The organism is Actinomycetospora endophytica (assembly GCF_021026375.1).
In the GTDB taxonomy this organism is placed as follows: Bacteria; Actinomycetota; Actinomycetes; order Mycobacteriales; family Pseudonocardiaceae; genus Actinomycetospora; species Actinomycetospora endophytica.
Genome location: NZ_JAJNDB010000011.1, coordinates 58,425 through 84,749 on the forward strand (window position 1 = coordinate 58,425; position 26,325 = coordinate 84,749).

Consider the following 26,325-nt stretch of genomic DNA (forward strand, 5'->3'; position numbering starts at 1 on the left):
TCAGGTGACGGCGGTGAGCGGCCTCCCGGCGCCCCGGGCCTCCTCGGGGCGCCGGAAGCCCTGCCCCTGCCGGGCCCAGAAGCCGCGGGCGGTGTCGACGTGGGCGCGGTAGCGCAGGTAGCCCTCGCCGTAGCAGTCGGCGGTCCCGGCGGCGGGTTCGACGGTGCGCGAGGGTGCCGCCCAGTCGGCGGGCTCGACCGCGTCGCCGAGGGCCCGCAGCGCGACGATCGCGGCGCCGCGGGTGCCGAGGCCGGGATCGTCGGGGACCTCCACCGGAGTGCCGAGGACGTCCGCGAAGATCTGTGCCCACGGCCCGGAGCGCGACCCGCCGCCGCAGGCGACGAGGCGTCCGTCCCCGGGTGCCGCCGCGGCGGCCCGCTCGAAGCAGTGCCTCGCGGTGTAGGCGATCCCCTCGCAGACCGCGCGCACCACGTCGCCCCGGCGGGTCGAGAGCGTGACCCCCTCGATCTGCCCACGCGCCCGGGTGTCGACGAACGGCGCGCGCTCGCCGGAGGCCGACAGGAACGGCAGGGCGGAGACCCCGCCCGCGCCCGGACGGGTGCCCTCGAGCAGCCCGCCGAGCGCGTCGATGCCGACGCCGAGGAAGTCGAGGAGCCAGTCCAGCCCGGCCGTGCCGACCATCGCCGGCATCGCCCGCAGCCACGTCGTCGGGTCCGGGGTGCACAACCACATCCCGGCCGGCTCGGCGGCGTCGGCGGTGACGTCCGCGCGATCGGTGAACACCTCGCAGGCCAGCGTGGTGCCGATGATCAGCAGGCCGTCGCCCGGCCGGGACAGGCCGGCTCCGGCCGCGCACGACGGCAGGTCGAACGGCCCGCCCGTGACCGGGGTGCCGACCGGCAGCCCGGTGATCTCGGCGCCGCGGGCGTCGAGGGCGAACACGGCGCCGGGCGGGGCCGGCTCGGCGAGCAGGTGCCGGGACCCGGACACGCCGCACGCCGCGATCGCGTCCTCGTCGTAGCGGCGGCCCACGACGTCGAGGAACGGCAGCGACGCGTCCGACGCGTCGACGGTGATCTCGCCGGTCAGCCGCTGGATCAGCGCGTCCACGCAGTACCCGGCGACGGCGGCGCGCTCGAGGGACTCCGGCTCGTCGCGGGCGAGGACGTTGAGCAGCGGGGCGTGGCATCCGGGGAAGAGGCCGGTGCCGGTGCGGCGGTAGACCTCGTGCACGGTGCCGTCGTCCTGCCAGGCCCGCACGACGTCGGCGGCGCGGTCGTCGAGCCACGAGATCGGCGGTCGGGTGGCGTGGCCGTCCCGGTCGCGGAGCCACAGGCCGTCGCCCTGGCCGGTCAGCGCGAGCGCGCGGACGGGCCGGTCCGCCTGCGCCGCGACCCGGCGGATCACATCGGCCGCGGAGGCGAGCACGTCCTCGAGATCCTGCTCGACGCGCCCGTCGTCGTACTGGTGCAGCGTGCTGGCCCGCTCCGCGGAGGCGAGCGTGCGGCCGTCGTCGTCGTACGCGTCGGCCTTGGTCATCGACGTCCCGACGTCCACTCCGATGATCATGACGTCACCCCGACGGTCCCGACGGTTCTCGCGGTCTCGTTGGCCGGGTGCGCCAGCCGCTCGCCCCGCAGGTAGCGCGCGGCCTCGCCGGCGGCGATCCGCGCGGCGCGGTGCGCGGTCTGGCGGGTGGCCCCGGCCAGGTGCGGGGTGGCGACGACGTTCGGCGCCCCGTGCAGCGGCCAGTCCGGCGGCGGCGGCTCGACGTCGTAGACGTCGAGGGCGAGCGCCCCGAGCCGGCCGGTCCGCAGCGCCTCGGGGAGCGGGCCGTAGTCGAGCAGCCCGCCGCGGGCGGAGTTGACCAGGGCCGCGCCGTGGGGCAGCAGGTCGAGCTCGCGGGCCCCGATGATGCCGCGCGTCTCGTCGGTCAGCCGCGCGTGCAACGAGACGACCGACGAGCGCACCAGCAGGTCGTCGAGGTCGACGAGCTCGACGCCGTCGGCCGCCGCGGTCGCCGTGTCGGTGTAGGGGTCCGCGACCAGCACCGTCGCCCCGAACGCGCCGAGCACGCGCGCCACGATCCGGCCGATCGCGCCGTACCCGACGAGCCCGACGGTCGCGCCGTCGAGCTCGAGCCCGGCCTCGTCGTAGGCGTAGAAGTCGCCGCGCCACCGGCCGGCGCGCAGCTCGGCGTCACCGACGGGGATGCGGCGCAGGGCCGCGAGCATCAGCCCGATCGCGAACTCCGCGGCGGCGGCGGCGTTGCGGCCCGGCGCCTGCGCGACGGCGACCCCGGCCCGGTCGGCCGCGGCCAGGTCCACGTTCACCGGGCCGCCGCGGCACACCGCGATCATCTCCAGCTCCGGGCGGGCGTCGAACACGCGCGCGGTGAACGGCGCCATCTGGGTCAGGCACACCCGGACGCCGTCGAGCGCGGCGATCAGGTCCTCCTCGGTGCCGGAGGCCTCCTCGACCACCGAGTCCCCGGAGCCCACCGGCCCGAAGGGTTCGGTCGGCCAGGAGGCGGTGAGGGTGGTGGCCTCGACGGTGTCGAGGTCCGGCTGGTCGCGCAGCGCCTCGACGAACAGTTCAGGGGCGACGAAATGGTCGCCCGCGGCGAGCACACGCATCGTCGGGTGGCTCCTCTCCTCGGTCAGCAGGCCGCGTCGGCCGTCGTCGGCAGCTGGTGGTCGTGCTCGAAGGCGGTGATGTGGCCCAGCTTGGTCGCACTGGCCGAGTCCGGGTCGAACTCGTAGCCGAGCCACTCGGCGACGATCTTCTTGGCGAGCTCCGGTCCGATCACCCGGCCGCCGAGGCAGAGGACCTGGCAGTCGTTGGACTTGATCGAGCGCTCGGCGGAGTAGCTGTCGTGCGCGACGGTGGCCCGGATGCCCTCGACCTTGTTCGCCGAGATCTGCATGCCGATCCCGGTGCCGCAGACGAGGACCGCGCGGTCGGCCTCCCCGTCGGCGACGGCCCGGGCGGCGGCCAGGCCGAGCAGCGGGTAGGCGCGGTCGTCGGTCGCGTCCGGGACGCCGAAGTCGGTGACCTCGGTGACGCGGTGGTCCTCGCGGAGCATCGCGGCGAGCGCGTCCTTGAGGGCCACGCCGGCGTTGTCGGCGGCGACCGCGATGCGCAGCTTCTCGGTCATCGGGTGTCCTTCCCGCATCGCGTGGTGATCTCCTCGCCGGCGGCCGCGAGCATGAGGCCGAGCGACGTCGCGCCGGGGTCGGCACTGCCGCGGCCCCGGTCCCCGAGGCGGGCGGCGCGGCCGACGGCGGGGACGAGGTCGGCGGTCCGTTCGGCCGCGGTCCGGGCCTGGTCGGCGGCGCGGCGCCAGGCGGTGGTGAGGTCGTCGTCGTTTCGGTCCCGCAGCGTCGTCGTGAACGCGTCGAGGGCGTCGACCATGGTCTTGTCGCCGGGGTGGGCGCCGCCGAGCTCGGTGACGGCGGCCTGGGCGGCGCTGACCGCGTCGGCGAGCGCCGCGGTGGTGACGGGGGTGTCGCCCCGGGGCTGGAGGCGCCCGCCGGTCTCGGTGAGCAGGAGGCCGAACAGGGCTCCTGAGGCTCCGCCGGCCGCGTCGGCGAGGGCGGTGCCCGCGGCGAGCAGTGCGGTGCCTACGTCGCGGGCGGTATCGCCGCTGACCCCGGCCGTGCGGGCGGCGGCGACCGCGGCGCGCATGCCGCGGACGATGCCCTGGCCGTGGTCCCCGTCGGCGGCGACGGCGTCGAGGCGGCCGAGCTCGTCCTCGTGCTCGGTCACCGCGGCCAGCGCGGCGGTCAGCGCGGCGGCCGCGATCCCGCCGTCGTCGGGGTCGGTGTCCTCGAGGGCGGGGATCGAGGATGTGGAGTCGCTGACGTTCAGCGTCAGCGATGCCGCATCGCTGACTTCTCCGGAAGCCAGCCACCCACCAGCAGGAAGCCGGAATCCCGGCGTCTCGCACGGCGCGTCGTAGAGCGCCGCGAGCTCGTCGTCGAGCGGCATCAGCGTCAGCGAGAGCCCGGCCATGTCCATGCTGGTGACGAACTCGCCGACCTCCGGGCGGTACGGCGTCAGCCCGGCCGCCAGCAGCCGGGCGTGCACGCGGCCGTAGGTCACGAACAGGTCCTCGTAGGTCGTGGAGCCGAGCCCGTTGAGGAGCACCGCGACGCGGCCGTCGCCGATCCGCGGGACCTGGGGAAGGAGCTGGTCGACGAGCGCGTCGGCCAGCTCGTAGGCGTCCATCGCGGCGGCGGTGCGCATCCCGGGCTCGCCGTGGATGCCCAGCCCGAGCTCGACCGAGCCCGGGGCGACGGTGAACAGCGGGTCGGTCTGGCCGGGCAGCGTGCAGCCGTCGAACGCGGCGCCGAACGTCCGGGTGACCTCGTTGGCGCGCTCGCCGGCCGCCATCACGGCGTCCAGGTCGTCGCCCCGCTCGGCGGCGGCTCCGAGCACCTTGAAGACGAAGAAGTCGCCCGCGACGCCCCGGCGGTCGGCGGCCCGCTCGGCGGGGGCGCTCGCGACGTCGTCGGTGACGATCATCTGGCGCGCCTCGATGCCCTCGGCGGCCAGGCGCCGTCCGGCGAGCCCGAAGTGCATGACGTCGCCGGCGTAGTTGCCGTAGGCGAAGACCACGCCCGCGCCGCCGTCGACGGCCTTGGCGGTCCGGTAGGCCTGCTCGGCCGACGGGCTGGTGAACACGTCCCCGACGACGGCGGCGTCGGCGAGCCCGGGCCCGACGAGGCCGGCGAACGCCGGATAGTGCCCGCAGCCGCCGCCGACGATCACGGCGACCTTGCCCGGGCGCGGCGAGGCGTTGGACAGCACGCCGAACGCGTCGGGCGCCTTGCGGACGGTGCGCGAGTAGGCGGCGCACAGGCCGTCGACCCAGCGCTGCTTGAACGTCGTGGGGTCGGAGAGCGTGGTGGGCGGGGTGTCGACGGTGGTCATCGCACGGCCCCCTCGGTGGCCTGGTCGAGCAGCGCCACGAGCTCGTCGCGCGCCCCCTCGACGCCGTCGGCGACGTGCCCGGCCAGGGCGATCGCGTCGGGCTTGGGCGGGTAGGTGGGGTTCGGGATGGCGACGACGGTCATGCCCGCGGCCGCCGCGGCCCGGATGCCGTTGCTGGAGTCCTCGACCGCGAGGCACCGCCGCGGATCGGCGTCGAGCCGGCGGGCGGCCTCGAGGTAGACGTCCGGGCCGGGCTTGCCCCGGTCGACCTCGGCGGAGGAGACCGTCGCCCCGAACGACGAGGTGAGGTCGTTCCGGTCGAGCACGGCGTCGACGAGACGACGCGGCGCGGAGGTGGCCAGCGCGACCGGCACCCGCTCCGCGATCTCCCGGACCATCGCGACGGCGCCGTCGTAGGGCTCCATCCGGCCGGCCCACAGCGCCCGGACCATGTCGTCGACGACGGCCTGTTCACTGGTCGCGGCGTCGTCGTGCCCGCCCGCCCGCTCGGCCAGGTAGGCCGACCACTCGGGGGCGCTCATGCCCTGCACGTGCGCGGTGTCGTCGGCGGTCCAGACGACGCCGTGGTGGGCGGCGTACCGGGTCCAGCACTCCTCCCAGAGGTGCTCGCTCTCGATGAGCACGCCGTCGAGGTCGAAGACCACCGCGGTGGGGCCCGGGGGTGGGTGGACACTCATCATCGATCTCCTCCCAGCATGACTGAGAAGTTAACATCGCAAATGTGATCACGGAAGTGTCGATCGTGAACCGGCTCACGCCGCCCGGGCGCGGCCCGGCGCCGGGGACCGCGGGTATCGGCGATGCTGGTCGGGTGAGCAGCGAGACCCAGCCCCGGGCGGGGCACGCCCGGACCACCCGGCAGCAGCGCATCGTCGACCACGTCCTGGCCAACGGGTCGGCCAGCGCGGCGGAGCTCGTCGACCTCACCGGCGTCAGCCTCATGACGGTGCACCGCGACGTCGACGAACTGGTGCGCCGCGGCCTGGTCCGCAAGTACCGCGGGGGCGTCTCGGCCCAGCCGACCTCGGTGTTCGAGGCGCACTCGGAGTACCGCCGGGCGGTGCGCCGCAGCGAGAAGGCCATGATCGCCGAGGCCGCGCTCGCGATGGTCGAGCCCGGCTCGTCGATCATGGTCGACGACTCGTCGACAGCGTTGACGCTGGTCGAGCGCCTGCACGAGGTCGGACCGCTGACCGTCGTGACCAACTACCTGCCGGCGATCGCGCTGCTCAAGGACATGCCGGAGGTCCGGCTGATCGCCCTCGGCGGGGACTACTCGCGCACCCACGACTCGTTCGGCGGCATCGGGTGCGTCGAGGCCGTCGCCGCGATGTCGGTGGATGCGACCTTCGTGTCGACCTCGTCGATGACGGGCTCGATGACCTACCACCAGGAGCAGGAGATCGTCATGGTCAAGCGGGCCATGCTCGACGTCGCCGCCCGCCGGGTGCTGCTCATGGACTCCGGCAAGGCGCCCCGGCGGGCGCTGCACCAGCTGCGGCCGCTCTCGGCGTTCGACGACCTCGTCGTCGACCCCGGGGTGCCCGAGGACCTCCTGCTCGAGATGCGCGAGCACACGCGGGTCACGCTGGCCGGCGTGTCGAAATAACGCTCAAGTCTTGTGAACTTCTCAGATCCACTGATACATGTGAGGCGCCGCACAACGGAGTAAGGGGCGCTGACATGAGCACGACATCACCCGCCGGGACGGCCGCCGAGCGACCGCTGCTCGGCATCGAGCGCTGGGGCATCCCGTACGCGCTGCGCTGGGGCTTCGTCGGTGTCCTGATCTTCATGATCGGTGACGGCGTCGAGACCAGCTTCCTGTCGGCGTTCCTCGCCGATCCCACCGGCGGTGGTCTGTCCGGCAGTCAGGCCTCGTTCGCGACGGTCACGCTCTACGGCGTCGCCGCCCTGATCGCGTCGTGGTTCTCCGGGACGCTGTCCGCGATCTGGGGTCCGCGCCGGGTGATGTGGCTCGGCGCCGCGATCTGGGTCGTCATGGAACTGGTGTTCCTGTTCGTCGCGATCCCGGCCCAGAACGCCGCGCTCATCGTCACCGTCTACGCGGTCCGTGGCCTCGCCTACCCGCTGTTCGCCTTCTCGTTCCTGGTGTGGATCCAGACGATCGCCGAGCCCCGGATGCGCGGATCGGCGGCCGGCTGGTTCTGGTTCGCCTTCACTGGCGGCCTCCCGACCCTCGGTGCCGCGCTCGCCGCCATCTGCGTCGGTCCGCTCGGCATCAGCGAGTACGCCACGCTGGTCATCTCACTGGTCCTGGTCGCGATCGGCGCCGCCATCGGCTGCTTCGCGGTCACCGAGCCGCACGGCCTGCGCCCGATCGCCGACGAGACCGTCGCGCACCCCCGCAGCCTCGCGCGGCTCACCGAGGGCATCGACATCCTCTGGCGCGACCGGCGCACCATCGCCGGCTTCTTCGTCCGCCTCGTCAACACCGCGCCGCAGTACGGCTTCTTCGCGATGTTCCCGTTCGTGTTCGGCCCGGACACCCCGGGCGGCGGGTTCCTGACGACGGCGCAGGTCGCCGTCCTCTCGACGGTCGCCTACGCCGCGAACATCGGCGCGAACCTCTTCTTCGGCGTCTTCGGGGACTACTTCGGCTGGCGGCGCACCGTCACCGTCTTCGGGTGCGTGGGCTGCGCCGTCGCGACGCCGCTCTGGTACTTCGGCGCCATCGCCTCGCACAGCTTCCTGCTCACCGCGATCCTGGGTGCCGTGTACGGGATCGTCCTCGCCGGCTTCGTGCCGCTCTCGGCGCTGATGCCCTCGATGGTCGCGCTCAAGGACAAGGGTGCCGCGCTGGCGATCCTCAACACCGGCGCCGGCGGCGCGGCCCTGCTCGGCCCGCTGACCGTCACCGCGCTGTTCCCGCTGTTCGGGGGCGGCGGCGTCGCGATCGCGTACTGCCTGATGTACCTGATCGTCGCCGGGGTCTCGCTGGTGATCCGTTCGGACATCGACCCGGGCGTGGTCCGACACCGGGAGGCCGCCGCCGCGTGAGCAGGATCTGGATCGGGGTCGACCTCGGTACCCAGGGGGTCCGCGCCGTGGCCGTCGACGACGACGGCGCGGTGCGGGCCTCGGCGTCGCGCCCGCTGGAGAGCAGGCGCTGGACGGCCGAGGACGGCTCCGCCCGCCACGAGCAGGACCCCGAGGCGTGGTGCGCGGGCGTCGACGACGTCCTCGCCGAGGTCGTCGCCGGCCTGGACCGCGACGGCAGCGGCCCGGTGGCGGGCCTCGCCGTCGACGGGACCTCCGGCACCGTCGTGCTCACCAAGCCCGACGGCACCCCGCTGACCCCGGGCGTCATGTACGACGACGCCCGGGGTCGGGCCTGTGTCGACCCGGTGCGCGCGGCGGGCGCGCAGCTCTGGGCGGAGCTGGGCTACCGGGTCGGCGAGACCTGGGCCCTGCCGACCGCGCTCGCGCTGGCCGTCGAGCACCCCGGCGCGGAGATCCGCCACCAGACCGACGTCGTCACCACCCATCTGGTCGGCGGCCCGACCGCCACCGACTCCTCGACCGCCCTGAAGACCGGCTACGACCAGCGCCGCGGCCGGTGGCCCACCGACGTCCTCGACGCCCTGGACCTCGACCGGACCCGCCTGCCCGACGTCGTCGCCCCCGGAGCGCCGCTCGGCAGGGTCGGGCCCGTGGCCGCCGCGCGGACCGGGCTCCCCACCGGCACCCCGGTCCGGGCCGGGATGACCGACGGGTGCGCCGCGCAGCTCGGCGCGGGGGCGGTCGCGCCGGGCGAGTGGAACGCCGTGCTCGGCACCACCCTCGTCGTCAAGGGCGTGACCGCCGAGCTGCTGCGCGACCCGGGCGGCACGGTCTACTGCCACCGCAGCCCGCAGGCCGGGTGGTGGCTCCCGGGCGGCGCCTCCAACGTCGGCGCGGCGGTCCTGTCCGACGTCGTCGACCCGGCCCGCTTCGACGCCGTGACCGCCCGGCTCGAGGCCGACCCGCCCGACGACGTCCCGGTCGTCCTGCCACTACGGGGGCGCGGCGAGCGCTTCCCGTTCGACGCTCCGGACGCAACCGGCTTCTGGCTCGACGGGGACCGTCCCCGGGGCCTGGACACGCTCGTCGCCTCGGTCGGGGAGACGGCCGCGTTCGCGGGGCTCGCGGAGGGGGTGGCGTTCGTGGAGCGGCTCGCGTTCTCCCACCTCGCCGAGCTCGGCGCCGACGTCTCCGGCACCCGCGTGATCAGCGGCGGCGCCACGATGAACCGCTGGTGGAACCGGCGGCGCGCCGCCGTGCTCGGCGTGACGCTGGCCCGCCCGCGGGCCGCCGAACCCGCCGTCGGGATGGCGCTGCTCGCGCGGGCGGCCGTCGACGGAGCCGGCGGCGAGCCCGACCTCGTCGCCGCCCGCGACGCCATGGTGCACCGGGCGGAGACCTACGAACCCGCCCCGGACGAGGGGCTCGAGCAGCGCTACCTTCGCTTCCGGTCGGTACTCGCCGAACGGGGGTGGACGTGACCGAGCTCGTGCTGGTGCGCCACGGCGAGACCGAGTGGCACGCCGAGAACCGCTACGCCGGGAGCAGCGACATCGCGCTGACCCCGCGCGGCGTCGCGCAGGCCGAGGAGCTGGCCCGATGGGCCGGCAAGGCGGAGCTCGACGCCGTCCTGACCTCGCCGCTGCGCCGCGCCCGGGACACCTCGGGGCCCGCCGCGGCGGCCGCCGGTCTCGAGGCGGTGGTCGACCGGCGGCTCGTCGAGGTCGACTTCGGCGCGGGCGAGGGACTCACCCGCGCCGAGATGGCCGCCCGGTTCCCCGAGGGGCTGGCGGCGTTCCGGGCGGCCCCCGCGTCGAGCCCGTTGCCTGGTGGCGAGACGGGGGAGGCGGCGGTCGGGCGCGCCCGACCGGTGCTCGACGAGGCCTGCCGGACCCGCCCCGACGGCCGGGTGCTCGTCGTGGCGCACCAGACCCTGCTGCGCCTCCTGCTCTGCGACCTCCTCGGGCTCCCGCTCGACCGCTACCGGACGGTCTTCCCGCGGCTCGACCCGGCGACGCTGACCGTGGTGGTGCCGGCGGAGAGCGGGCCGGCCGCGCTGCGCTGCCTCAACGCGCCGTGCGGCTGAGGCCGGCCGCTCAGGCGTCCGCGGCGGCCCGGAACGCGCTCCGGTAGCTGCTCGGCGTGGTCCCCAGCGTGGTGGCGAACCGCTGCCGGAGCGCCGCCGTCGACGGGAAGCCCGCCTCCCGGGCGACCTCGCCCATCGTCAGGTCGGTGGTCTCGAGCAGCCGCCGGGCCCGGTCGAGTCGGGCCCGCATCAGCCACTGCTTGGGGCTGGCGCCCACCTCGTCGTGGAAGCGCCGCAGCAGGCTGCGCTCCGAGAGCGCGGCGTGCCCGGCGAGGTCGGCCAGGTCCAACGGCCGGTCGAGGTGGCCCAGCGCCCAGGCGCACGTGGACGCGATGCTCGTGGTCGAGGTGTCGGGCAGCGCCGTCTCGATGAACTGGGCCTGGGCGCCGTCGCGGTGCGGCGCGACCACGTTCCAACGCGCCTGCTCGGCCGCGGCCTGGGCCCCGTGGTCGGCGCGGAGAACGTGGATGCCGAGGTCGATGCCGGCGGCCAGCCCGGCCGAGGTCAGCACGTCGCCGTCGTCGACGTAGAGCGCGTCGGAGACCACCGTGACCTCCGGGAACTGCTCGGCGAGCGCCCCGGTGGCCGCCCAGTGGGTCGTCGCGCGGCGTCCGTCGAGCACCCCCGCGTGGGCGAGAGCGAAGGCGCCGACGCAGATCGAGAGCATTCGGGCGCCGCGTTCGGCGGCTTCCCGCAGCGCCGTCAGCGACTCCTCGTCGGCCCGGGTGTCCCACGCGCGGTGGTAGCCCGGGACGGCGACGGTGTCGGCCGCCTTCAGGGCCTCGAGCCCTTCGGTGACCCCGATGTCGAACCCGTCCGCAGTCGGGATGCGGTCCCCGCCGGGCCCGCAGACCGAGAACGCGTAAAAGCCCTCGCCGGACTCGTCGAGGGTCGGGGCGTGACCGAAGATCTGCACGAGGCAGCTCAGGTCGAAGGTGAAGACACCGGGCAGGACCAGCGCGACGACACGGTGGAGCACCGGATCGAGCTTGCAGCCGGTTCCGCGCGAGGACAACCGGGCTGGCGGGAAAGTGCGCACATTCGGCGGTCCGCCACCTCGTCAGGGTGCTCGGGCGTCGACAGCATGGGTGGTCCCGATCGCGAGAGGACCTGACCGATGGTCGATCAGAGCGCCAAGGCCGCCGCCTTCCGGGCGCTGCACGAGGACGGGACGTTCGTGCTGCCCAACGCGTGGGACGCCGGGAGCGCGGCCATGATCGAAGCCGCCGGCGCACCCGCCGTCGCCACCACCAGCGCCGGGGTGTCCTGGGCCCAGGGCCGCCCGGACGGCCAGAACCTGAGCCGGGACGAGATGGTGGCCGCGGTTGCCGGGATCGTGTCCACCGTCGAGCTGCCCGTGAGCGCCGACGTCGAGGGCGGCTACGGCGAGGACCCCGACGCGGTCGCGGCGACCGTCCGCGCGGTGATCGGGGCCGGTGCGGTGGGCATCAATCTGGAGGACTCGCGGGCACCGGGCGGCCCGCTGTTCGACCCGGCCGCCCAGGCCGCGCGCATCCGCGCCGCCCGGGAGGCGGCCGCGGACGCCGGGCTGCCGGGTCTGGTGATCAACGCCCGGACCGACGTGTTCCTCTTCGGGATCGGCGAGCCCGACGGACGTCTCGAGGACGTCCTGGCCCGGGCCGCCGCCTACACCGAGGCCGGCGCGGACAGCCTCTTCGTGCCCGGCCTGCTCGACCTGGACGTCCTCACCACGCTGACCGGGAAGGCATCCCTCCCGGTCAACGTCATGGTGGGCCCGGGCGCGCCGGACGTCGCGACCCTGCGGGCCACCGGCGTCCGCCGCATCAGCCTCGGCCAGGCCGTCTCGCAGGCCGCGTACTCGCTGGCCCGGCGGGCCGCGGCCGAGGCCCTGACCAGCGGCACCTACGACTCACTCGCCGGCGCCGACGACTTCGGCGCGATCAACGGGGCGTTCGCGCGCTGACGCGTTTCCCGAGAGGAGTTCCTGACCATGCTCGAGATGCGCCCGGGGTGCGAGCGCTGCGACGCCGACCTCGCTCCCGAGTCGCCCGAGGCGCGGATCTGCAGTTTCGAGTGCACGTTCTGCGCGTCCTGCGCCGAGGGCCCGCTGGAGGGCCGCTGCCCGAACTGCGGCGGGGGATTCACCCCGCGGCCGGCGCGCGCGACCGCACTGCTCGACCGGTTCCCGGCGACGACCGAGCGGACCTATCACCCACCGGTGGAGGCGTGACCGTGTCCGATGACGCGATCCCCGCGCTCGCCGTCCAGGGCGACCTGTTCGACGCCGTCGAATCCGCCGTCGACGAGGGGTTCACCACCGCCGAGCGGATCGAGCTCGACGGGACGTCGTGGATCGAGCACGTCCACGGGTGGCTCTCCGGCAGCCAGCAGGTGTTCGACGACGTCCTGGCCGCCGCCGGCTGGGAGCACCGGTCGCGGTGGATGTACTCCCAGAAGGTCATCGAGCCGCGCCTGACCGCGGAGTACCCGGACGTCGACGACGCCCCGCTCCCGATGCTGCGCACCGTGGCGGCGACGCTGGGCAGCCACTACGGGGCCTCGTACCGCTCGCTGTGGATCAACCTCTACCGCACCCACCGGGACTCGACGAGCTGGCACGGCGACACCGTCGGGAAGACCCAGGAGACGAGCATCGTGCCCGTCCTCAGCCTGGGCGCCACCCGGCGGTTCCTGATCAAGCCCGCCGAGGGCGGGAGGAGCACGTCGCTCACGGTCGTGTCGGGCGACCTGGTCGTGATGGGCGGGCGCGCCCAGCGCGACTGGCGCCATTCCGTGCCGAAGCAGTCGACCCCGGCCGGGCCGCGGATCAGCGTCAACTTCGCTCCCGAACCCACGCCGTGATCCGGCCCGTCGAGCTGTACTTCGGTGTCCCGACCGACGCCGAGCCGACCCGGATCCTCGTCAGCACTCTCCCCGAGTTCGAGGCGGTCGTGGACCTCGTGGAGCTGCTCGCCCTCGATCAGGGCGCCGCGATCCAGCTCGATCTGCATCCTGTCGGGGTCGCGGCGGGACGCCCGATCCTCGTCCAGCTGCTCATCGGCGACCCGGAGCGCAGCCGGGTGCTGGTGCACGAGGACGGCGCGGTGTTCGCGGCGATCGACGACCGGGTGGGCCGTCTCGATCGCGACGTCGGGTTCACCCACGTCCGGGACCCGGGCGCCGCCGAGCCCGACGAGACACGGATCGGTCCGCGGACCGCCGTGGACGCCGTCGTCTTCCAGCTCCTGACCGGTGATCGCTTCCCACCCGTCCGCTGGCTCGAGCTCGTCGCCGACTGAACGTCCGGGGACCTTGATCGTCCGGCGACGGCCGCCCGGACCCTAGACTCGCGCCGACCCGTGTCATCGCCGGTGATCGAAGGGACGGACCGCGCATGCGTCTGGGCGCGACCCTCGTCCACCTGTCGCCGGCTCCGCCGTACGCGACCGCCGAGTGGGCACGACGGCTGGTCGGTGCCGGGTTCGAGAGCCTCTGGACCCCCGAGATCATCGGGCGCGGCTTCCTGGTGCCGGACCCGTTCGTGACCTTGGCGGCGGCGGCCACGGTCACCGAGGACGTGGAGCTGGGGACGGCCACCCTCCAGGTTCCGCTGCACCATCCCGCCGATCTCGCCCACCGGATCCTGTCGCTCGCCGCGGTCTGCGGCGACCGGCTGACCCTCGGCGTCAGCCCCGGATCGACCAAGGACGACTACGACGCGCTCGAGCGGGACCACGCCGGGCGGTTCCGGGTCTTCCGGGAGAACGTGACGCGGCTGCGTGGCCTGCTCGCCGACGGGCGGGACGAGGACGCCGACCTCGCCCTGCCAACGAGCGCCGCCGCCGGGACATCGCTTCTCCTCGGCTCGTGGGGCGCCAACGTCGAGCGCGCCGCCCGGGAGTTCGACGGCTGGTTGGCGTCGGGGTACCGCAGCACCGTCGACGAGATCGTCGCCGCCCACGACCGGTACCGGGCCGCCGGCGGCGGACGGGCGATCGTGTGCGCCGTCCCGGTGTCCGGAGGCGACCTCGGGCCGACCGGCGAGGCCCTCGCGCGCTACGCCGACGCCGGTTTCGACGACGCCGTCGTCCTCATCGAGCCGGGAGGTCCGGACCCGGAGCGCGTGCGGGCGCTCTTCACGCAGACGCCTTGAGGTTTCGGGAGCTCGGCGATGCCGGCCCGCGAAGGACGTGGTGGCGGGACCGAATGAGGGTGAGCGTCCTCAGCCGCGAGGATCGTCGGGCAGCAGCGAGTACATGAACATGTCCCGCGGTTCGTCGCCGACCGCTTCCCAGCGCCGCATCAACCCTTCGCGGAGGAACCCGACGCGCTCGGCGGCCCGCCACGAGCCCTCGTTCCACGGCTCGACGTACAGCTCGAGGCGATGGACGCCGGGGTGGTCGACGCCCCAGGCGCTGACCAGCCGCAGTGCCCTCGTCACGACGCCGGCGCCCCGGAACTCCGGCGCGATCCAGTAGCCGATCACCGCCCGGCCGTGTCCATGACGATGCGGCCACACGCCGATCTGGCCGAGGGCGCGATCGTCGAGCGCCCTCGCGACGCAGAACGAGTAGCCGAGCCCGTCGCGCAGCCGCTGGTGCTGGCGATCCACCCAGTCGAGCGCCTCGTCGGTGCTGCCCGGGGCAGGCACGGTCGTGATTAACGGGATCAGTGGGTCCTTGCCGGCCTGCAGCACCACGGGCACGTCGCGACGCTCGAACGCTCGCAACACGATCTCGCCGTCGTCGAGGCGCGGCATGGCCACCAGCTCACTCATCGCGCCGAGCATGTCCGACGAGCGGCGCCGCGGGCCACCGAGATCCACTGAGATCGCTGCCGGCCGAACGGGCGGCCCGGTCGCGGCTCAGGGGTACAGGACCCGGTGCACCCGGACGGCGGCGGCGAGCTCGCCGCTCCGGGACAGGACGCTGCGCCCGAGCATCTCCTCGATGCTCCGGATCCGGTAGGCGATCGTGCGGTCGCTGACGTGCAGGACTGCCGCGGTCGCCGCTGCGTTGAGGCCGGACCGGAGGTAGCACCCGAGGGTCTCGCGCAGCAGGCGGGTCCGCGCGTCCGACGCGGTCAACGGGCCCAGCTCGCGGTCGACGAAATGGCGGGCGGCGTGGACGTCGTGCAGGAGCGCGGCCTCGAGCGCGACGTCGTCGTAGTGGGTCACGAGCGCGGGCAGGTGCCTGGCCACCCGGTGGGCGGCGAGGGCCTGCTCGTGACTGTCGCGGAAGCCCGAGATCCCCCGCGCCGGCTCCCCGACGGCGTACCGGGTCCGGTCGTCGCCCGCGCTCCATGGATCGACGCGTGACGAGCTGGGTTCGTGGCGACGCGTCGAGCCCAGCCAGGCCCAGACGGTGTCGTCGGTCATCGCGACCGTGAGCAGTTGCCGTTCGAGGCGGCGCGCCAGGTCGCGGAGCGATGCGTCGGCGGCCGGCCCGGTGGCGACGACGGCGAGATGTTCCTGCTCGAGGCGGTACCCGAGTTCCGTGCCGTCGACGGTGGCCCCGCCGAGCACGTCGCGCACCAGCTGGACCCGCCGCTGGATGCTGCTCCGGCTGACCCGCTGGCACTCGGTGGCGTACTCGGCGGACACCTCGCCGACCACACGGTCCACGTAGGCGAACAGGTACTTCGACCCGATCAGCGTGGCGCTGTGTCGCTGCGCCGAGGTCAGGTCCAGCTCCTCGATGAGGGCGAAGAACCGCTCGAGCACGACCGCGTGCCCGATCCGGTAGGTGTGGAGCAGCGGTTCCAGGGCGATGCCGGCCCGGGCCGTCGCGCGCGCCACGTCGACAGCCTCGGCGGGGGAGTGGCGCGGCGGCTGCCGGTCGTCGCCGAGCGCCCCCAGCGCGGCGCGGATGTTGCCGTAGCACGACTCCCGCAGCCCGTCCGCGAGCTCGGGCCGCGACGCCGTGTCGAAGTCCGGCGCCTCGTCGCGCATCCGGGCGAGCATCGTGGCGACCAGATCGTCGATCTCGTCGCGCAGCCGACGGGCGACGACGCGGAGCGTCCCGTCGATCCCGGTCGTGATCGTCGCGCGCACCCCAGCTCCTCCCGAGACGGCGGCGAATCGATGCTAGGCGCCGCAGCGCCTTCGGCAGAGCGCAAATCCGCGTCGCAAGCCTGCGGATTCCGCATAGCGACCGGTCTCGGCCCGACGTCAGGCTCCATTCGTCAAGAACATCGGCGCCGGGACAGGAGTGACGAAATGACCGACAACGCGACGACGTGGCGTGTCGCGGCCGAACTCGAGAGTGCGGTCCCGCTGTTCCCCGTGGCCGACCTGAGCGACCCGATCGCCGCGCGCGGCGCCCTGGCCGACCTCGCCGCGGCGGCACCCGCACCCGACACCGCGGGGATGGAGATCGAGGACCGTTCGGTGCCCGCCCGGCCGGACGTACCGGTACGGATCTATCGCCCGGACCGGGCGCACGGCGTCCTGGTCTGGCTGCACGGCGGCGGGTTCGTCATGGGTGATCTGGAGACGGAACACCCCTGGGCGGTGCGGGTCGCGCAGGGCTCGGGTGCCGTGGTGATCTCGGTGGGCTACCGCCGAGCGCCTGAGGATCCGTTCCCGGCAGCCCTCGACGACGCCTACGCGGTGATGGCCTGGGCGGCGGAGCACGCGGGCGAACTGGGCGCCGGCTCCGACCGTGTCGCGGTCGGCGGGCACGCCGCCGGAGCCGGGATCGCCGCCGCGGTGGCGTTGCGGGCCCGCGATCGGCAGGGACCGCCGATCGGATTCCAGTTGCTCAATCAGCCGCAGCTCGACGACAGTCAGCAGACCTGGTCGGCCCGCAATTTCATCGACACCCCGTTCATGACGCACGACAAGGTCGCGGCCTCGTGGCGGCATTATCTGGACACCGCGCCGGCCTCCGTGTACGCCGCTCCGTCTCGGGCCGACGACCTCTCCGGGCTGCCGCCGGCCTATGTCGCGACGGCGGAATTCGACCCGAATCGTGATGAGGCGATCGAGTACGCCCTGAACCTGCTGCGCGCGGGCGTCCCGGTCGAACTGCACCAGTGGGCCGGCACGTTCCACGGCTCGCAGGCGGTCCTCTCCGCCGACGTGTCCCGGCGCCAGATCGCCGAGCTCGGCGCCGTTCTTCGCCGCGGCCTCGACGCGTGACCACGCACGACCCCGTCCGCCCCGGCCGCCCGAGGCGGCCGAATCCACGAAGGAGTCACCGATGTCCACCACGCGGCCGTCACCCACGACGGCGCGATCCCACACCACCTCGTCATCACCGCCACGGCGCGCGATCCCGGTGATGGCCGTCGGCCTCACCCTCACCCTCGTCGCGCTCGCCGTGCCCGTCGTCGACCAGCTCACGGTCGGATCTCTCGCGGCGCACCTACGGGCGGCCTACGCCGGCACGGGGGTCGCGCCGCCCGCAGCCTCCGCGATCACCGCCTACCTGGTGGGTCTCGGGCTGCTCGGGCTCCTGCCGTGCCTTCCGGGACTGGTTGCGGTCGTCGTGCTGGCGCGCCGCACCCAGCCCCCGACGGGGGTGGTGTGACCATGCGAGCTCCCGAGACCCTGGACGCCCCGGCGATGAGTGGTGCCGTCCGCTGCGCGCTCCCCATCGCTGCCGGCTCCGCCTTCCTCGCCGGTCTCGACACGACGGCGGTCAACCTGGCCCTTCCGGGCATCCAGCACGACCTCGCCGCCGGGCTGAGCGAGGTCGGGTGGGTCATCAACGCGTTCTCGCTGTTCAGCGCGGCTCTCCTGGTGACGGCAGGCAACCTCAGCGACCGGCTGGGCCGTCGTCGGGTCTTCGTGACGGGTCTGCTCGCCTTCGCCGCGTCCTCCGCGGCCTGCGGCGTCGCGCCCTCGGCGCTCGTCCTGGACGTGGCACGCGCCGTGCAGGGCGCCTCCTCCGCCGTGGTCACCGCGAGCGGGCTCGCCGTGGTGGCGACCCTCTACCCGTCTCCGGCACGGGGACGGGCCCTCGGCACGTACGCGGCGCTCGGCGCGTCGTCCTTCGTCGTCGGCCCGCTGGTCGGCGGCGCGCTGACCGACCTCGTCGGATGGCGGTCGGTGTTCTTCGTCAACGTGCCGGCCGCGCTGCTCCTCGCCGTGGCGGCCCGGGCGATCCTCCCCACGCTCGCCGACTCGCAGGGCCGGGAGCGCCCGAGGTTCGACCACCTCGGCGTCGTGACGTTCACCGTCGGGCTGGGCGCTCTGCTCTACGCCGCGCTGCGCGGGGGCGAGATCGGCTGGATGCACGCCGAGGTCGCGGTGGCCGCCGTGCTCGGCATCGCCGGTCTGGTCACCTTCGCGCTGGTCGAGCGCCGCCTGCACGACGGCGTCGTGGACCTCCGGCTCTTCCGCGACCGCACCTTCGCCGGCGCGACCGCCGCGCTGGCGCTGGGCGCCGGGGCGTACTTCGGGATGCTGGTCTACCTGAGCCTGTTCCTCCAGGGGGCCCTGCGGCTCGACGCCTTCGAGGCGGGACTCGTGTTCCTCCCGACGATCGCGCCCTACATGATCATGTCGCCGATCTCCGGGCACCTGGTCACACGGTTCCCGGGCGCTCGGGTGCCGACCACCGGGCTCGCGCTGATCGCCGCCGGCATGGTGCTGCTGGTCGTCGGCGTCCATGCCGGGGCGGGCCTGCTCGGGGTCGCCGGCGGGATGGTCGTCACCGGACTCGGGACCGGTCTGACCGTGACGCCGCTGACCCAGCTCGCCCTGGATCGGGTCCCTGCCTCCCGCAGCGGGATGGCGTCCGGCGTCCTCCAGACCGCGCGCCCGATCGGCGTGACCGTCGGCGTCACCGTCCTCGGCCTCGCCGTGTCCGGCGGGGTGGGAGTCGCCGGTGTCAGCGCGGTCGCCGCGATCGCGGCCTCCCTCGCTGCCGTGGCGGCCGTCGTCGCCGGACTGCTGATCCGCCCGGGAATCGTGCGGTGACCACCGGGTGGCGGCTCGGGCTCGCGGGCGGCGCCGTCATGGGCGTGACGTTCGGGATGGCCCGCTACGTCTACGGGCTCACCCTGCCCGCGATCCGGAGCGCACTCGACGTGTCCGAACCGGTTCTCGGGCTGATCGGCAGCGGCACGTTCGCCGGGTTCCTGCTCTCGTTGCTGACCGCCCCGTCGCTGGCGAGGAGGAAGGGCCCGCGAGCGTCGACCACCCTCGGTGGCGTGAGCGCGGCCGTGGGCTGTGCCCTGGTCGCGGTGGCACCCTCGCCGGGCGTGCTCGCGCTCGGTGCGCTCGTCGCGGGGAGCGCGGCCGGATGGGTCTGGGCCTCCTACTCGACGATCGTGGCGGCCGTCGCGGCCCCGCGGCAGCGGCCGCGGCTGCTGGCGGGGATCACGACGGGGGCCGCCGCCGGCCTCGTCGTCGTCGGCGTGATCGCCCTCGTCGTCGACTCGTGGCGGTGGACGTGGGCCGTCATCGCCGTGGCCTCCCTGGTGGCGACGGTGCTGAACCGCTGCGTCGTCCCGCGCCTGCCGCCGGCGCACGCACGACGGCGGATGCGGCTCGGTCGCGGTATCGCGTGGCCGACCGGGTTCGGCGTCGTGCTGTTCCTCGGCGCGACCGCCTACTTCACCTACGCGACCGACGCGGCCGAGCGCGCCGGTCTGGGTGCCGCGGCGGGCCCCACGATCTTCGTCGTGGTCGGAGCCGCCGGATTCACCGGGCTCGCCGCCGGCGCCCTGGCCCAGCGCGCGGGAGCGACGGCGGTCGCGGTTACCGCACTCCTGCTGCTGGGCGTCGCCCTCGCGCTGCTCGGACTCGATGCTGGCTCGTTGCCCGCCGTGATCGTGTCCGCCGCGGTGTTCGGCGCCGCCAACACCGTCGGCTCCGCCGCACTGCCCATCTGGACCGCCGCGTTGATCCCCGACGACCCGGCCGCCTCGTTCACCGCCACCCTGCTCGCCGGGTCGGTGAGCGCCGCCCTCACCCCCGCGGTGATCGGCGCGCTCACCCCCACGACGGGTCTGCGCGTCGTCCTGCTCGGCGCGGCGGGCCTGACGGCGGCGACGGCGGTCGTCCTGCGACTCAGCGTGAGAGCTCCGCCGGGGCGTCGAGCCCGAGGTCGGACATGATCCGAGTGAACCGGTTCCTGGCCTGGTCGAGGCTGTCGCCGAACCGGGGCGGCCGGGCACCGGGCAGCGACCACAGCGGTTCCGTGCTCCGGGCGGCGTCGAGCGCCTGCGGCACCCACCGGGTGAGCCATCCGCTCATGACCTGCTTGTTGTACTCGGCGAACTCCCGGTCCTGGGTCAGCGGCGCGAAGCAGGCCATGGTCCACGCCAGGTCACGCTGGGCGAAGTCGTACTCGCCCGCGCCCATCACCGTCGGGGTCACGTAGTCGCCGTTGCCCGCCGCGGCCTGCATCACCAGCCCCGACCGGAAGAGCTCGCCCACGAGCGGCTCGAACACGATGTTCGTCGCGAAGATCGATTCCCCCCAGTCGTCGTCCACCGCGGTGAGCGCCTCACACAGCGCCCGGGCGCCCTGCCACTCGGCGTCGGAGTTCCACGCTTCGAGGTGGGCGGTGCCGTCGAAGCCCTCGATCTCCTCGGTGAGGGTGAGGTTGTAGAGCGCGAGGTCCTGCGCGAAGCGAATCTTGTGCTCGCTGTTCACGGCCATCGCCGTGTTGTGCATGTTCGTCGGGCCGGAACGGTTGCAGGCCGCGAACACGTACAGGCCGAGGATGTGCTCGATGTGCATCCAGGCGCCGACGTTGCGCTCGACGAAACGCACCCAGTTCTCGGTCCAGCCGTCGAAGGCCTCGTTCTGCCGGGCGTTCTCGATGTTCTGGTTCAGCTGCCGCACGACGTTGGCGTTATACCGGTACATCGTGAGTTCCCACTCCTCGTTGGGATCACGGAACTCGTGCCAGCCGTGGGCCGGCCAGTTCTGTACCGGCTTGCCGCCGGACCCGGGGCCACGCACGGGCTCGGGGTCGTCGACGCCCCAGGCCTTGAGCTTGGTCCAGGTCAGCGGGTAGCCGTTCGAGCCGTCGGCGAAGCCGTAGATCCAGCCCTGGGTCAGGTAGTGGCGGGGGTCCGGCTGGACCTCGACGGTGACGTCCTCGTAGTGGGTCTGCTTGCGCTTCGCGGGCTTGAAGTAGTTGTAGCGGCGGGCCCCCGGACCGGAGTCGGGGAACTCCTTCGCCCCGGCCTCGGCGTCGGTGAACACCGGCTTCGGAACACTGCGCTCCGACGGGGCGGTGGTGGTCGGTGGACGTTCGGCGGTCGTCATCGGTGTCCCTTCCTCCGGGCCGGACCCCCCAAGCGGTCACGCGTACCGCGTCAACGATATGTGCTCAACATCACTCGATGGCTGCACAAGCTGCACGGCCGGGTCACGCGTCGAAGCGGACGACCTCGCGGGTCCGGCGGCGCGGGATCGAGAAGGGGTTGTCCCAGGTCGAGTCGTCGACCCGCCCGACGGGGTGCGAGTCGGTCACCACCAGGTAGGCGTCGCCGGTGTCGAAGATCGCCAGCACGGTGGCGGGGTCGGAGACCCGTCGGGAAGGCGCGGACGCCGGTGCCGACGACCGGCGGCGACCGGTCGTGGCCGTCAGGAGCCCGGACAGGTGCTCCCCGACGACCGCGGTCCACTCCTCGACGCCCTGGGCGAACCGCAGCGACCGGACCCGGTCCGCGGGGCCGACCACCGGAGCCTCGGCGAGATCCGCGAGCTCGACCCAGCGGGCCTCGGCCTGATCGGGCTCCACGCCGGGCACGAAGAAAGCCGTCATCGCCTCACGGTAGTGCGAGCCGACCCGGGTGGGTGGCTACCGCGGCTCCGCGACGATCTGGGGCCGTGGCCAGGGCCCACGACAGGACAGGTCGTCGTGCCGCAGCTGCGCGAGGCGTTCGTCGAGCCAGCGCGGTCCGACGACCTCGAGAGCCGACCACGCGGTCGGTCCCCATGCCAGCCCGGCGAGGTCGGTGGTGGCGGCCGCGAGCCGGTCGCGGTGCTGCGGGAACAGTCTCGAGTCGGCCAGCGCCGTCAACGTCCCGGGCTCCACCGGGGTCTCTCCGTCGTCGGGAGACGTCCGGCACGTCGCGCCGACGTAGGCGTGCACGTGGGGGCGCAGGCCGTTCACCCGTGGCACGCGTTCCTCGACGATGTGGGTGATCCGGAGCCGGACGTCGGCCTCGGAACCCGTGAGCTCGCCGACCCCGGCCTGGATGGCACGGGCGGTCTCACGCGCCTGCTCGATGTGGATCTTCCGCAGCACGGCCAGCTCGGCGGCGCGTCCCGTCGATTCGAGCATCGTCATGTAGACGGCGAGCGACAACGGCATCGAGACGGTGACGTCGACGGCGTCGTCCGGCGGGAAGCCGGTGACCAGGTCGAACAGCGGGGCGGGATCGAGCCGAGGGCCGGACATCGACGCCACCGCAACCACCCCCTGGCGCCTCTCCCCGGCGCGAATGCCCAGCGTACGGCGACCGGCACGGGCCCGCTGGTTCAGCGGGGAGGACGCCCGGCGCGGCTCAGGTCCCGGCGAGGTCGCGGGCCGGTCGGCGGGCCGCCGATGCCGCGACGAGTGCTGCGCCCAGGCCGAGGGCGACGGTGATGAGGGCGCCCCCGTACCCGTCCTCGAGGGCGGCGAGATCGAGGAGCCCGGACACGACCGCGACGACGGCGAGCACCGTGATCCCGGCCGCGAGCGGGCCGCGGCGCCGCGTGACCGCCAAAGTGACCGCGGCGAGGAGCAGGAACGCCGCCTCCGGGGCGAAGTCCTGTCGGACGACGAGCGCCAGTGGGGTGACCGCCGCCAGCACGACGACTGCGCCCGCGAGCAGCGACCACGGCCGCGCCACGGTGGGCAGAGGCGTGGCGCGGGGGTAGCCGAGCAGGAGCAGCGCGACCGTGCTCAGCTCGATCAGCGAGCTCGCGAGCGAGATGAGCGCGAACGAGCCGTCCCCCTCGACGACGATGCTGACGGCGCCGACCACGGACGGCGTGCAGGCAGCGGCCGCGAGCAGGAGCGTGGACCGTCGCCGCTGGGAGGTCAGGGCGGTCCAGGCCGGCAACCAGCAGAGCCGCAGGACCAACGAGAGGGTGGCCCACCAGCCACCCGCGCCGAGCGGGTGCAGGAGCGAGTCGGTGACCACCGCGGCCTCCGGTGGCCCGACGAGGGTCGCCACCACCTGCCAGAGCACGGTGGTCGCGGCGCCGGCGGCGTTGAGCAGCACGGCGATGCCGGCGGCGGCGCGGATCGTGTCGCCGACCGCACGTGGTCCGGACGGGGCGGCGTGCCCGCCCACCCGGGTGCGTACCGCGAGCCCGGCCACCGCCGCGGTCTCGCTCCACCCGGGCCAGCCGTACTCGGCGTCGAGGTCCGCGCTGTCCCGGTCGGCGCGGCACTCCAGGAAGACGTCGACCATCTCCCGCTCGCGCTCGGCGCGGTACCACGCGGGCAGGACGCGCAGCAGGCGGCGGTAGCGCTGCTCGAGGCGGGTCATGCGGTGCTCCCTCCGGTCTCCGGGCGGGGTCGTCGTGCGCGGACGCGGTCCAGGGCGACGCGGGCCGAGGCCTCGCGTCGCGAGCCCTCGGTGACCAGCTCGGACAGCCCGGCGTCGGTGATCCGGTAGTAGCGACGGAGCCGGCCCTGGTGGATCTCCTCGCGGTCGGGCTCGATGAGGCCGTCGGCGACCAGCCGGTCCAGCGCCCCGTAGAGCGTCCCCACCCGCAGTCGGACCTGCCCCTCGGAGAGCTCCTCGGCCGCGCGGACGATGCCGTAGCCGTGCATCGGCTCGTCCGCGAGCGCGGTCAGCACCAGGAACGTCTGCTCGGACATCGATCGTCGTGCCACACCCCGATATATATCGCAGAACGATGCATCATGTCGACCATGGTGTGGCCATCGGCGCGAGCTCCCGGAAGTCGCGGGCAGGCCATGTCGAACGGGGCCCGGCCCGTTCGTGGGTTGGGTGAGAGACCGGCAACGGGTCGGTCGCCCATCCCGCGGAGGACACCATGACCGCCACCTACACCTTCGACGTCTTCTCCAGCCTCGACGGTTACGGCTCCTACGGGGGCGACGGCGACTGGGGCGGCTACTGGGGCAAGCAGGGCCCCGAACTCCTCGAGCACCGCCTGCGCTCGTTCGACGCCGAGCACCGGATGGTCTTCGGGGCGACCACGTTCCGGCAGTTCGTCGAGATGCTGGCCTCGAGCTCCGAGGGCGACGACGTGCGCGACCCCTGGGTGACCCGGATGCGGGCCATGCCGGCGACGGTGGTGTCCTCGACGCTGGACGGGCCCCTCGACTGGCCGGACGCGACCGTCGCGCAGGGCGACGCCGTCGACGTCGTCGGCCGGCTCAAGCAGGAGTCCGACGTGCCGCTGCGCTCGCACGGCAGCCTGTCGCTGAACTGGGCGCTCATGGCGGCCGGTCTGGTCGACCGCGTCCAGGTGACGATCTTCCCGGTGATCACGGGGAGGACCGGCACCGTCCCGGTCCTCGGCGGTGCCGCCGACTTCGACCTCGAGCTGCTGGAGCACCGCACCCTCGACGGCGACATCCAGGAGCTGATCTATCGGCCCACCCTGCACGTCAGTGGAACAGGGACGGGGGCCTGACCGGGAGAGCGACGGTCCTCATGCCCGCACGACGACGGTGCCCGCCGCATGGTCGCCGACCCGCTGGCGCCGGCGGGAGCAGAGCATGACGATCAGGCCGAGCAGGCCCGCCATGAACGTGTCCACGACGAGCAGCAGCGCCCGGCCGAGGTACTGCCCGGTCGACGGGACTCCGCCGTCCACGCGACGGATCCGCAGGCCGAGCAGGCGCATGCCCAGGGTGCGACCGTCGCGGGACGGGACGGCGACGAAGGCGATCAGCCAGACCGCGACCGTGGCGATCACGGCGATCAGGGACGGCCAACCGCCGCCGTGGGCGACGAGCCGCGGGGTCTCGGCGAACCCGCCGTGGAGCTGTTCGAATCCCGCGCCGGGCGCGACGGCGTCCCCGACCAGGCCGATGACGGCCAGGACCAGACCGGCGAGGAAGAGGTCCAGCGGGTACTGGACGATGCGCCGGACGCTGACCCGCGTGGCGCCGAGCTCGAGGACCGCCCCGCTGCTGGTGTCGACCATGGGAGCAGCGTGCCCGTTTCCTCACGGTCGCGGCCGGGCCCGATGTACCGAGATCGGGGGAATCCGCCTCGATCGACCGGCCCGGGCGTCGACGTTGACGGTGTGAGACGTGCGCCCTATGTTCTGACACTCCAAAGCTCATAAATCGAGGATCCAGGAGCACTCGTGTACGACCCGGGGCTGATCCTCGCCGCCATCGACGACCACACCGTCGTCATCCTGCTGCTGTTCGGGGCCGCCCAGATCCTGCAGGACGTCGCCATGGTCACCGCCGTCCTGATGACACGTCGCGAGGGCTGGATCTCCATCCCGCTGCCGTGCACGTTCCTCTGGCTCGCGCACGATCTCGGCGTCGTCGTGCGCTTCGACCTCTGGTTCGGCACCTACGACCACTGGTTCCTGAAGCTGTTCTGGGTCGGCCTCGTGGTGGCGTTCCTCTTGGAGCTGGTCTTCCTGGCGCAGGCCTCACGGGTGGGGCGCAAGGAGTACCTGCCGGGCGGGACCCAGGCGCAGTGGAACGCCTTGCTGGTGGGCGGCGCGGTGATGGTCGTGCTCGCGTGGGAGTACCAGAAGACGATCTGGGACGACCCGCTCTACCAGGCGCTCGCGGCGACGACGCTGTACGTCATCCCCCTGTTCGCCGTCCCGCTCGTGCTGCGTCGGCGCTCCGCGGTCGCGCAGTCCCCGGTGATCTACGGGTCGTTCGCGCTCATGATCCCGCTGTGGTGGGCCGCGACCGCCGGCTTCTACGGGCAGGGCTTCCGGTCGTGGCAGTACCTGGTGACCGGTGTGGTGGCTTTCGTGGCGCTGGCCGGACTGACGATCTGGGTCCGCCGTCTGCGCGCGGCCGGCCGGCACGGGGATCCCCAGCTCCCCGATCGGACTCTCGTCGCCGCTGATCAGCGGGCGTAGCGCTCCCGGGCCCGCTCCCGCGCCTTGTTCGCCTCGACCTCGCGGTCCTTCGGCGGAGCGGTGGTGACCAGCTCGTCGAGCAACGTGCGGGTGCTCGTCGTGATCTCGGCGACGGCCCGGGCGAAGGCGTCCTCGTTGGCCTTCGAGGGGCGCGCCGCTCCGCTGATCTTGCGCACGAACTGCAGGGCGGCCTCGTGCACCTCGTCCTCGGTGGCCGGAGGCTCGAAGTTGTGCAGGACCCGGATGTTGCGGCACATCCTGCGATCGTGCCGCACCGAGCACGGGCCGGGTAGCCGCTCGAACCGAGCGCGCCGAG

30 protein-coding genes are annotated in these 26,325 nt (G+C 73.8%); 15 read left to right on the top strand and 15 right to left on the bottom strand.

Annotated features, from left to right (window positions below; genetic code table 11):
- The 5 genes from LQ327_RS32775 to LQ327_RS32795 are packed head-to-tail and all read right to left on the bottom strand — an operon-like array spanning nt 1 to nt 5,597.
- Nucleotides 1–1,530 carry an FGGY-family carbohydrate kinase gene (locus LQ327_RS32775; RefSeq protein ID WP_230740833.1) on the bottom strand — a complete coding sequence of 510 codons (1,530 nt, stop codon included), beginning with the start codon at nt 1,528–1,530 and terminating at the stop codon, nt 1–3.
- Nucleotides 1,527–2,597 (bottom strand): 2-hydroxyacid dehydrogenase, encoded by a 1,071-nt coding sequence (locus tag LQ327_RS32780; RefSeq protein WP_230740835.1) that lies wholly within the window; start codon nt 2,595–2,597, stop codon nt 1,527–1,529. Before LQ327_RS32780 ends, LQ327_RS32775 begins: the two co-directional genes overlap by 4 nt.
- A 23-nt stretch (nt 2,598–2,620) precedes the next feature.
- Nucleotides 2,621–3,106, bottom strand: a complete 486-nt coding sequence (locus LQ327_RS32785; protein WP_308286419.1) for a ribose-5-phosphate isomerase — start codon at nt 3,104–3,106, stop codon at nt 2,621–2,623.
- A gap of 8 nt (nt 3,107–3,114) precedes the next feature.
- The gene (locus LQ327_RS32790) at nt 3,115–4,896 is read right to left on the bottom strand and encodes a dihydroxyacetone kinase family protein (protein WP_230740839.1); all 1,782 of its coding nucleotides are present in this window, start codon (nt 4,894–4,896) and stop codon (nt 3,115–3,117) included.
- Nucleotides 4,893–5,597, bottom strand: a complete 705-nt coding sequence (locus LQ327_RS32795; RefSeq protein WP_372460799.1) for an HAD family hydrolase — start codon at nt 5,595–5,597, stop codon at nt 4,893–4,895. Before LQ327_RS32795 ends, LQ327_RS32790 begins: the two co-directional genes overlap by 4 nt.
- Before the next feature lie 131 nt (nt 5,598–5,728).
- Between LQ327_RS32795 and LQ327_RS32800 the strand changes: the two genes are divergently transcribed.
- From LQ327_RS32800 to LQ327_RS32815, 4 genes are all read left to right on the top strand, one after another.
- Complete coding sequence (locus LQ327_RS32800; protein WP_230740843.1) at nt 5,729–6,526, top strand: DeoR/GlpR family DNA-binding transcription regulator; 798 nt, start codon at nt 5,729–5,731, stop codon at nt 6,524–6,526.
- 74 nt (nt 6,527–6,600) lie between these two features.
- Complete coding sequence (locus LQ327_RS32805) at nt 6,601–7,938, top strand: MFS transporter (protein ID WP_230740845.1); 1,338 nt, start codon at nt 6,601–6,603, stop codon at nt 7,936–7,938.
- Nucleotides 7,935–9,422 carry an FGGY-family carbohydrate kinase gene (locus LQ327_RS32810; protein WP_230740848.1) on the top strand — a complete coding sequence of 496 codons (1,488 nt, stop codon included), beginning with the start codon at nt 7,935–7,937 and terminating at the stop codon, nt 9,420–9,422. Before LQ327_RS32805 ends, LQ327_RS32810 begins: the two co-directional genes overlap by 4 nt.
- Entirely contained in the window at nt 9,419–10,027 is a 609-nt protein-coding gene (locus LQ327_RS32815; protein ID WP_230740850.1) for a histidine phosphatase family protein, read from the top strand. Before LQ327_RS32810 ends, LQ327_RS32815 begins: the two co-directional genes overlap by 4 nt.
- Nucleotides 10,028–10,037: 10 nt before the next feature.
- Here the strand turns inward: LQ327_RS32815 and LQ327_RS32820 are convergent, their stop codons facing one another.
- Nucleotides 10,038–11,006 carry a GlxA family transcriptional regulator gene (locus tag LQ327_RS32820; RefSeq protein ID WP_230740852.1) on the bottom strand — a complete coding sequence of 323 codons (969 nt, stop codon included), beginning with the start codon at nt 11,004–11,006 and terminating at the stop codon, nt 10,038–10,040.
- A gap of 138 nt (nt 11,007–11,144) precedes the next feature.
- Between LQ327_RS32820 and LQ327_RS32825 the strand changes: the two genes are divergently transcribed.
- From LQ327_RS32825 to LQ327_RS32845, 5 genes are all read left to right on the top strand, one after another.
- Nucleotides 11,145–11,972 carry an isocitrate lyase/PEP mutase family protein gene (locus tag LQ327_RS32825; RefSeq protein WP_230740854.1) on the top strand — a complete coding sequence of 276 codons (828 nt, stop codon included), beginning with the start codon at nt 11,145–11,147 and terminating at the stop codon, nt 11,970–11,972.
- A 27-nt stretch (nt 11,973–11,999) separates the two neighbouring features.
- Nucleotides 12,000–12,239, top strand: a complete 240-nt coding sequence (locus LQ327_RS32830; protein WP_230740856.1) for a DUF1272 domain-containing protein — start codon at nt 12,000–12,002, stop codon at nt 12,237–12,239.
- Nucleotides 12,236–12,871, top strand: a complete 636-nt coding sequence (locus LQ327_RS35140; protein WP_230740859.1) for an alpha-ketoglutarate-dependent dioxygenase AlkB — start codon at nt 12,236–12,238, stop codon at nt 12,869–12,871. Before LQ327_RS32830 ends, LQ327_RS35140 begins: the two co-directional genes overlap by 4 nt.
- Complete coding sequence (locus LQ327_RS32840; protein ID WP_230740860.1) at nt 12,868–13,308, top strand: hypothetical protein; 441 nt, start codon at nt 12,868–12,870, stop codon at nt 13,306–13,308. The genes LQ327_RS35140 and LQ327_RS32840 overlap by 4 nt, the downstream gene beginning before the upstream one ends.
- 95 nt (nt 13,309–13,403) lie before the next feature.
- Nucleotides 13,404–14,162 carry an LLM class flavin-dependent oxidoreductase gene (locus LQ327_RS32845; RefSeq protein WP_230740862.1) on the top strand — a complete coding sequence of 253 codons (759 nt, stop codon included), beginning with the start codon at nt 13,404–13,406 and terminating at the stop codon, nt 14,160–14,162.
- A 69-nt stretch (nt 14,163–14,231) separates the two neighbouring features.
- Here LQ327_RS32845 and LQ327_RS32850 read toward each other — a convergent pair whose 3' ends face one another.
- Together LQ327_RS32850 and LQ327_RS32855 are read right to left on the bottom strand one after the other, a co-directional pair.
- Nucleotides 14,232–14,786 carry a GNAT family N-acetyltransferase gene (locus LQ327_RS32850; RefSeq protein ID WP_230740864.1) on the bottom strand — a complete coding sequence of 185 codons (555 nt, stop codon included), beginning with the start codon at nt 14,784–14,786 and terminating at the stop codon, nt 14,232–14,234.
- A gap of 87 nt (nt 14,787–14,873) precedes the next feature.
- Nucleotides 14,874–16,061 (bottom strand): PucR family transcriptional regulator, encoded by a 1,188-nt coding sequence (locus tag LQ327_RS32855; RefSeq protein ID WP_230740866.1) that lies wholly within the window; start codon nt 16,059–16,061, stop codon nt 14,874–14,876.
- A 30-nt stretch (nt 16,062–16,091) separates the two neighbouring features.
- Between LQ327_RS32855 and LQ327_RS32860 the strand changes: the two genes are divergently transcribed.
- The 4 genes from LQ327_RS32860 to LQ327_RS32875 all read left to right on the top strand — a co-directional run bounded on the left by LQ327_RS32860 (nt 16,092) and on the right by LQ327_RS32875 (nt 20,077).
- The gene (locus LQ327_RS32860) at nt 16,092–17,150 is read left to right on the top strand and encodes an alpha/beta hydrolase (RefSeq protein ID WP_308286417.1); all 1,059 of its coding nucleotides are present in this window, start codon (nt 16,092–16,094) and stop codon (nt 17,148–17,150) included.
- 61 nt (nt 17,151–17,211) lie between these two features.
- The gene (locus LQ327_RS32865) at nt 17,212–17,541 is read left to right on the top strand and encodes a hypothetical protein (RefSeq protein ID WP_230740868.1); all 330 of its coding nucleotides are present in this window, start codon (nt 17,212–17,214) and stop codon (nt 17,539–17,541) included.
- A 2-nt stretch (nt 17,542–17,543) separates the two neighbouring features.
- Nucleotides 17,544–18,935, top strand: coding sequence for an MFS transporter (locus tag LQ327_RS32870; protein ID WP_230740870.1), 1,392 nt, complete (start codon nt 17,544–17,546; stop codon nt 18,933–18,935).
- Nucleotides 18,932–20,077, top strand: a complete 1,146-nt coding sequence (locus LQ327_RS32875) for an MFS transporter (protein ID WP_230740872.1) — start codon at nt 18,932–18,934, stop codon at nt 20,075–20,077. Before LQ327_RS32870 ends, LQ327_RS32875 begins: the two co-directional genes overlap by 4 nt.
- Here the strand turns inward: LQ327_RS32875 and LQ327_RS32880 are convergent.
- The 5 genes from LQ327_RS32880 to LQ327_RS32900 form a co-directional block, all read right to left on the bottom strand.
- Nucleotides 20,031–21,239 (bottom strand): ferritin family protein, encoded by a 1,209-nt coding sequence (locus LQ327_RS32880; RefSeq protein WP_230740874.1) that lies wholly within the window; start codon nt 21,237–21,239, stop codon nt 20,031–20,033. The genes LQ327_RS32875 and LQ327_RS32880 overlap by 47 nt on opposite strands.
- Nucleotides 21,240–21,342: 103 nt before the next feature.
- Nucleotides 21,343–21,741: a hypothetical protein gene (locus LQ327_RS32885; protein WP_230740876.1), complete on the bottom strand. Its 399-nt coding sequence runs from the start codon at nt 21,739–21,741 to the stop codon at nt 21,343–21,345.
- 36 nt (nt 21,742–21,777) lie between these two features.
- On the bottom strand, nt 21,778–22,380 hold the full coding sequence (locus tag LQ327_RS32890) for a hypothetical protein (protein WP_230740878.1): 603 nt from the start codon (nt 22,378–22,380) through the stop codon (nt 21,778–21,780).
- Nucleotides 22,381–22,486: 106 nt separating this feature from the next.
- Nucleotides 22,487–23,461 carry a hypothetical protein gene (locus LQ327_RS32895; RefSeq protein WP_230740879.1) on the bottom strand — a complete coding sequence of 325 codons (975 nt, stop codon included), beginning with the start codon at nt 23,459–23,461 and terminating at the stop codon, nt 22,487–22,489.
- The gene (locus LQ327_RS32900) at nt 23,458–23,796 is read right to left on the bottom strand and encodes a PadR family transcriptional regulator (protein ID WP_230740882.1); all 339 of its coding nucleotides are present in this window, start codon (nt 23,794–23,796) and stop codon (nt 23,458–23,460) included. Before LQ327_RS32900 ends, LQ327_RS32895 begins: the two co-directional genes overlap by 4 nt.
- 179 nt (nt 23,797–23,975) lie before the next feature.
- Here LQ327_RS32900 and LQ327_RS32905 point away from each other — a divergent pair, with 179 nt between their 5' ends.
- Nucleotides 23,976–24,581 (top strand): dihydrofolate reductase family protein, encoded by a 606-nt coding sequence (locus LQ327_RS32905; RefSeq protein ID WP_230740884.1) that lies wholly within the window; start codon nt 23,976–23,978, stop codon nt 24,579–24,581.
- 18 nt (nt 24,582–24,599) lie between these two features.
- Here the strand turns inward: LQ327_RS32905 and LQ327_RS32910 are convergent, their stop codons facing one another.
- Entirely contained in the window at nt 24,600–25,097 is a 498-nt protein-coding gene (locus LQ327_RS32910; protein WP_230740886.1) for an RDD family protein, read from the bottom strand.
- 165 nt (nt 25,098–25,262) lie between these two features.
- Between LQ327_RS32910 and LQ327_RS32915 the strand changes: the two genes are divergently transcribed.
- On the top strand, nt 25,263–26,009 hold the full coding sequence (locus LQ327_RS32915; RefSeq protein WP_230740888.1) for a hypothetical protein: 747 nt from the start codon (nt 25,263–25,265) through the stop codon (nt 26,007–26,009).
- Here the strand turns inward: LQ327_RS32915 and LQ327_RS32920 are convergent.
- On the bottom strand, nt 25,997–26,266 hold the full coding sequence (locus tag LQ327_RS32920; protein WP_230740890.1) for a DUF2277 domain-containing protein: 270 nt from the start codon (nt 26,264–26,266) through the stop codon (nt 25,997–25,999). The two genes, LQ327_RS32915 and LQ327_RS32920, sit on opposite strands and share 13 nt — an antisense overlap.
- Between the last annotated feature and the right edge of the window lie 59 nt (nt 26,267–26,325).

Bases quoted from the DNA above. Each gene is read 5' to 3' on its own strand.
- LQ327_RS32825 (WP_230740854.1), top strand. From the start codon at position 11,145: ATGGTCGATCAGAGCGCCAAGGCCGCCGCCTTCCGGGCGCTGCACGAG.
- LQ327_RS32905 (WP_230740884.1), top strand. From the start codon at position 23,976: ATGACCGCCACCTACACCTTCGACGTCTTCTCCAGCCTCGACGGTTAC.
- LQ327_RS32910 (WP_230740886.1), bottom strand. From the start codon at position 25,097: ATGGTCGACACCAGCAGCGGGGCGGTCCTCGAGCTCGGCGCCACGCGG.
- LQ327_RS32885 (WP_230740876.1), bottom strand. From the start codon at position 21,741: ATGACGGCTTTCTTCGTGCCCGGCGTGGAGCCCGATCAGGCCGAGGCC.
- LQ327_RS32860 (WP_308286417.1), top strand. From the start codon at position 16,092: ATGCTAGGCGCCGCAGCGCCTTCGGCAGAGCGCAAATCCGCGTCGCAA.
- LQ327_RS32870 (WP_230740870.1), top strand. From the start codon at position 17,544: ATGCGAGCTCCCGAGACCCTGGACGCCCCGGCGATGAGTGGTGCCGTC.
- LQ327_RS32920 (WP_230740890.1), bottom strand. From the start codon at position 26,266: ATGTGCCGCAACATCCGGGTCCTGCACAACTTCGAGCCTCCGGCCACC.
- LQ327_RS32845 (WP_230740862.1), top strand. From the start codon at position 13,404: ATGCGTCTGGGCGCGACCCTCGTCCACCTGTCGCCGGCTCCGCCGTAC.
- LQ327_RS32900 (WP_230740882.1), bottom strand. From the start codon at position 23,796: ATGTCCGAGCAGACGTTCCTGGTGCTGACCGCGCTCGCGGACGAGCCG.
- LQ327_RS32890 (WP_230740878.1), bottom strand. From the start codon at position 22,380: ATGTCCGGCCCTCGGCTCGATCCCGCCCCGCTGTTCGACCTGGTCACC.
- LQ327_RS32790 (WP_230740839.1), bottom strand. From the start codon at position 4,896: ATGACCACCGTCGACACCCCGCCCACCACGCTCTCCGACCCCACGACG.
- LQ327_RS32775 (WP_230740833.1), bottom strand. From the start codon at position 1,530: ATGATCATCGGAGTGGACGTCGGGACGTCGATGACCAAGGCCGACGCG.
- LQ327_RS32865 (WP_230740868.1), top strand. From the start codon at position 17,212: ATGTCCACCACGCGGCCGTCACCCACGACGGCGCGATCCCACACCACC.
- LQ327_RS32880 (WP_230740874.1), bottom strand. From the start codon at position 21,239: ATGACGACCGCCGAACGTCCACCGACCACCACCGCCCCGTCGGAGCGC.
- LQ327_RS32795 (WP_372460799.1), bottom strand. From the start codon at position 5,597: ATGATGAGTGTCCACCCACCCCCGGGCCCCACCGCGGTGGTCTTCGAC.
- LQ327_RS32895 (WP_230740879.1), bottom strand. From the start codon at position 23,461: ATGACCCGCCTCGAGCAGCGCTACCGCCGCCTGCTGCGCGTCCTGCCC.
- LQ327_RS32780 (WP_230740835.1), bottom strand. From the start codon at position 2,597: ATGCGTGTGCTCGCCGCGGGCGACCATTTCGTCGCCCCTGAACTGTTC.
- LQ327_RS32805 (WP_230740845.1), top strand. From the start codon at position 6,601: ATGAGCACGACATCACCCGCCGGGACGGCCGCCGAGCGACCGCTGCTC.
- LQ327_RS32830 (WP_230740856.1), top strand. From the start codon at position 12,000: ATGCTCGAGATGCGCCCGGGGTGCGAGCGCTGCGACGCCGACCTCGCT.
- LQ327_RS32850 (WP_230740864.1), bottom strand. From the start codon at position 14,786: ATGAGTGAGCTGGTGGCCATGCCGCGCCTCGACGACGGCGAGATCGTG.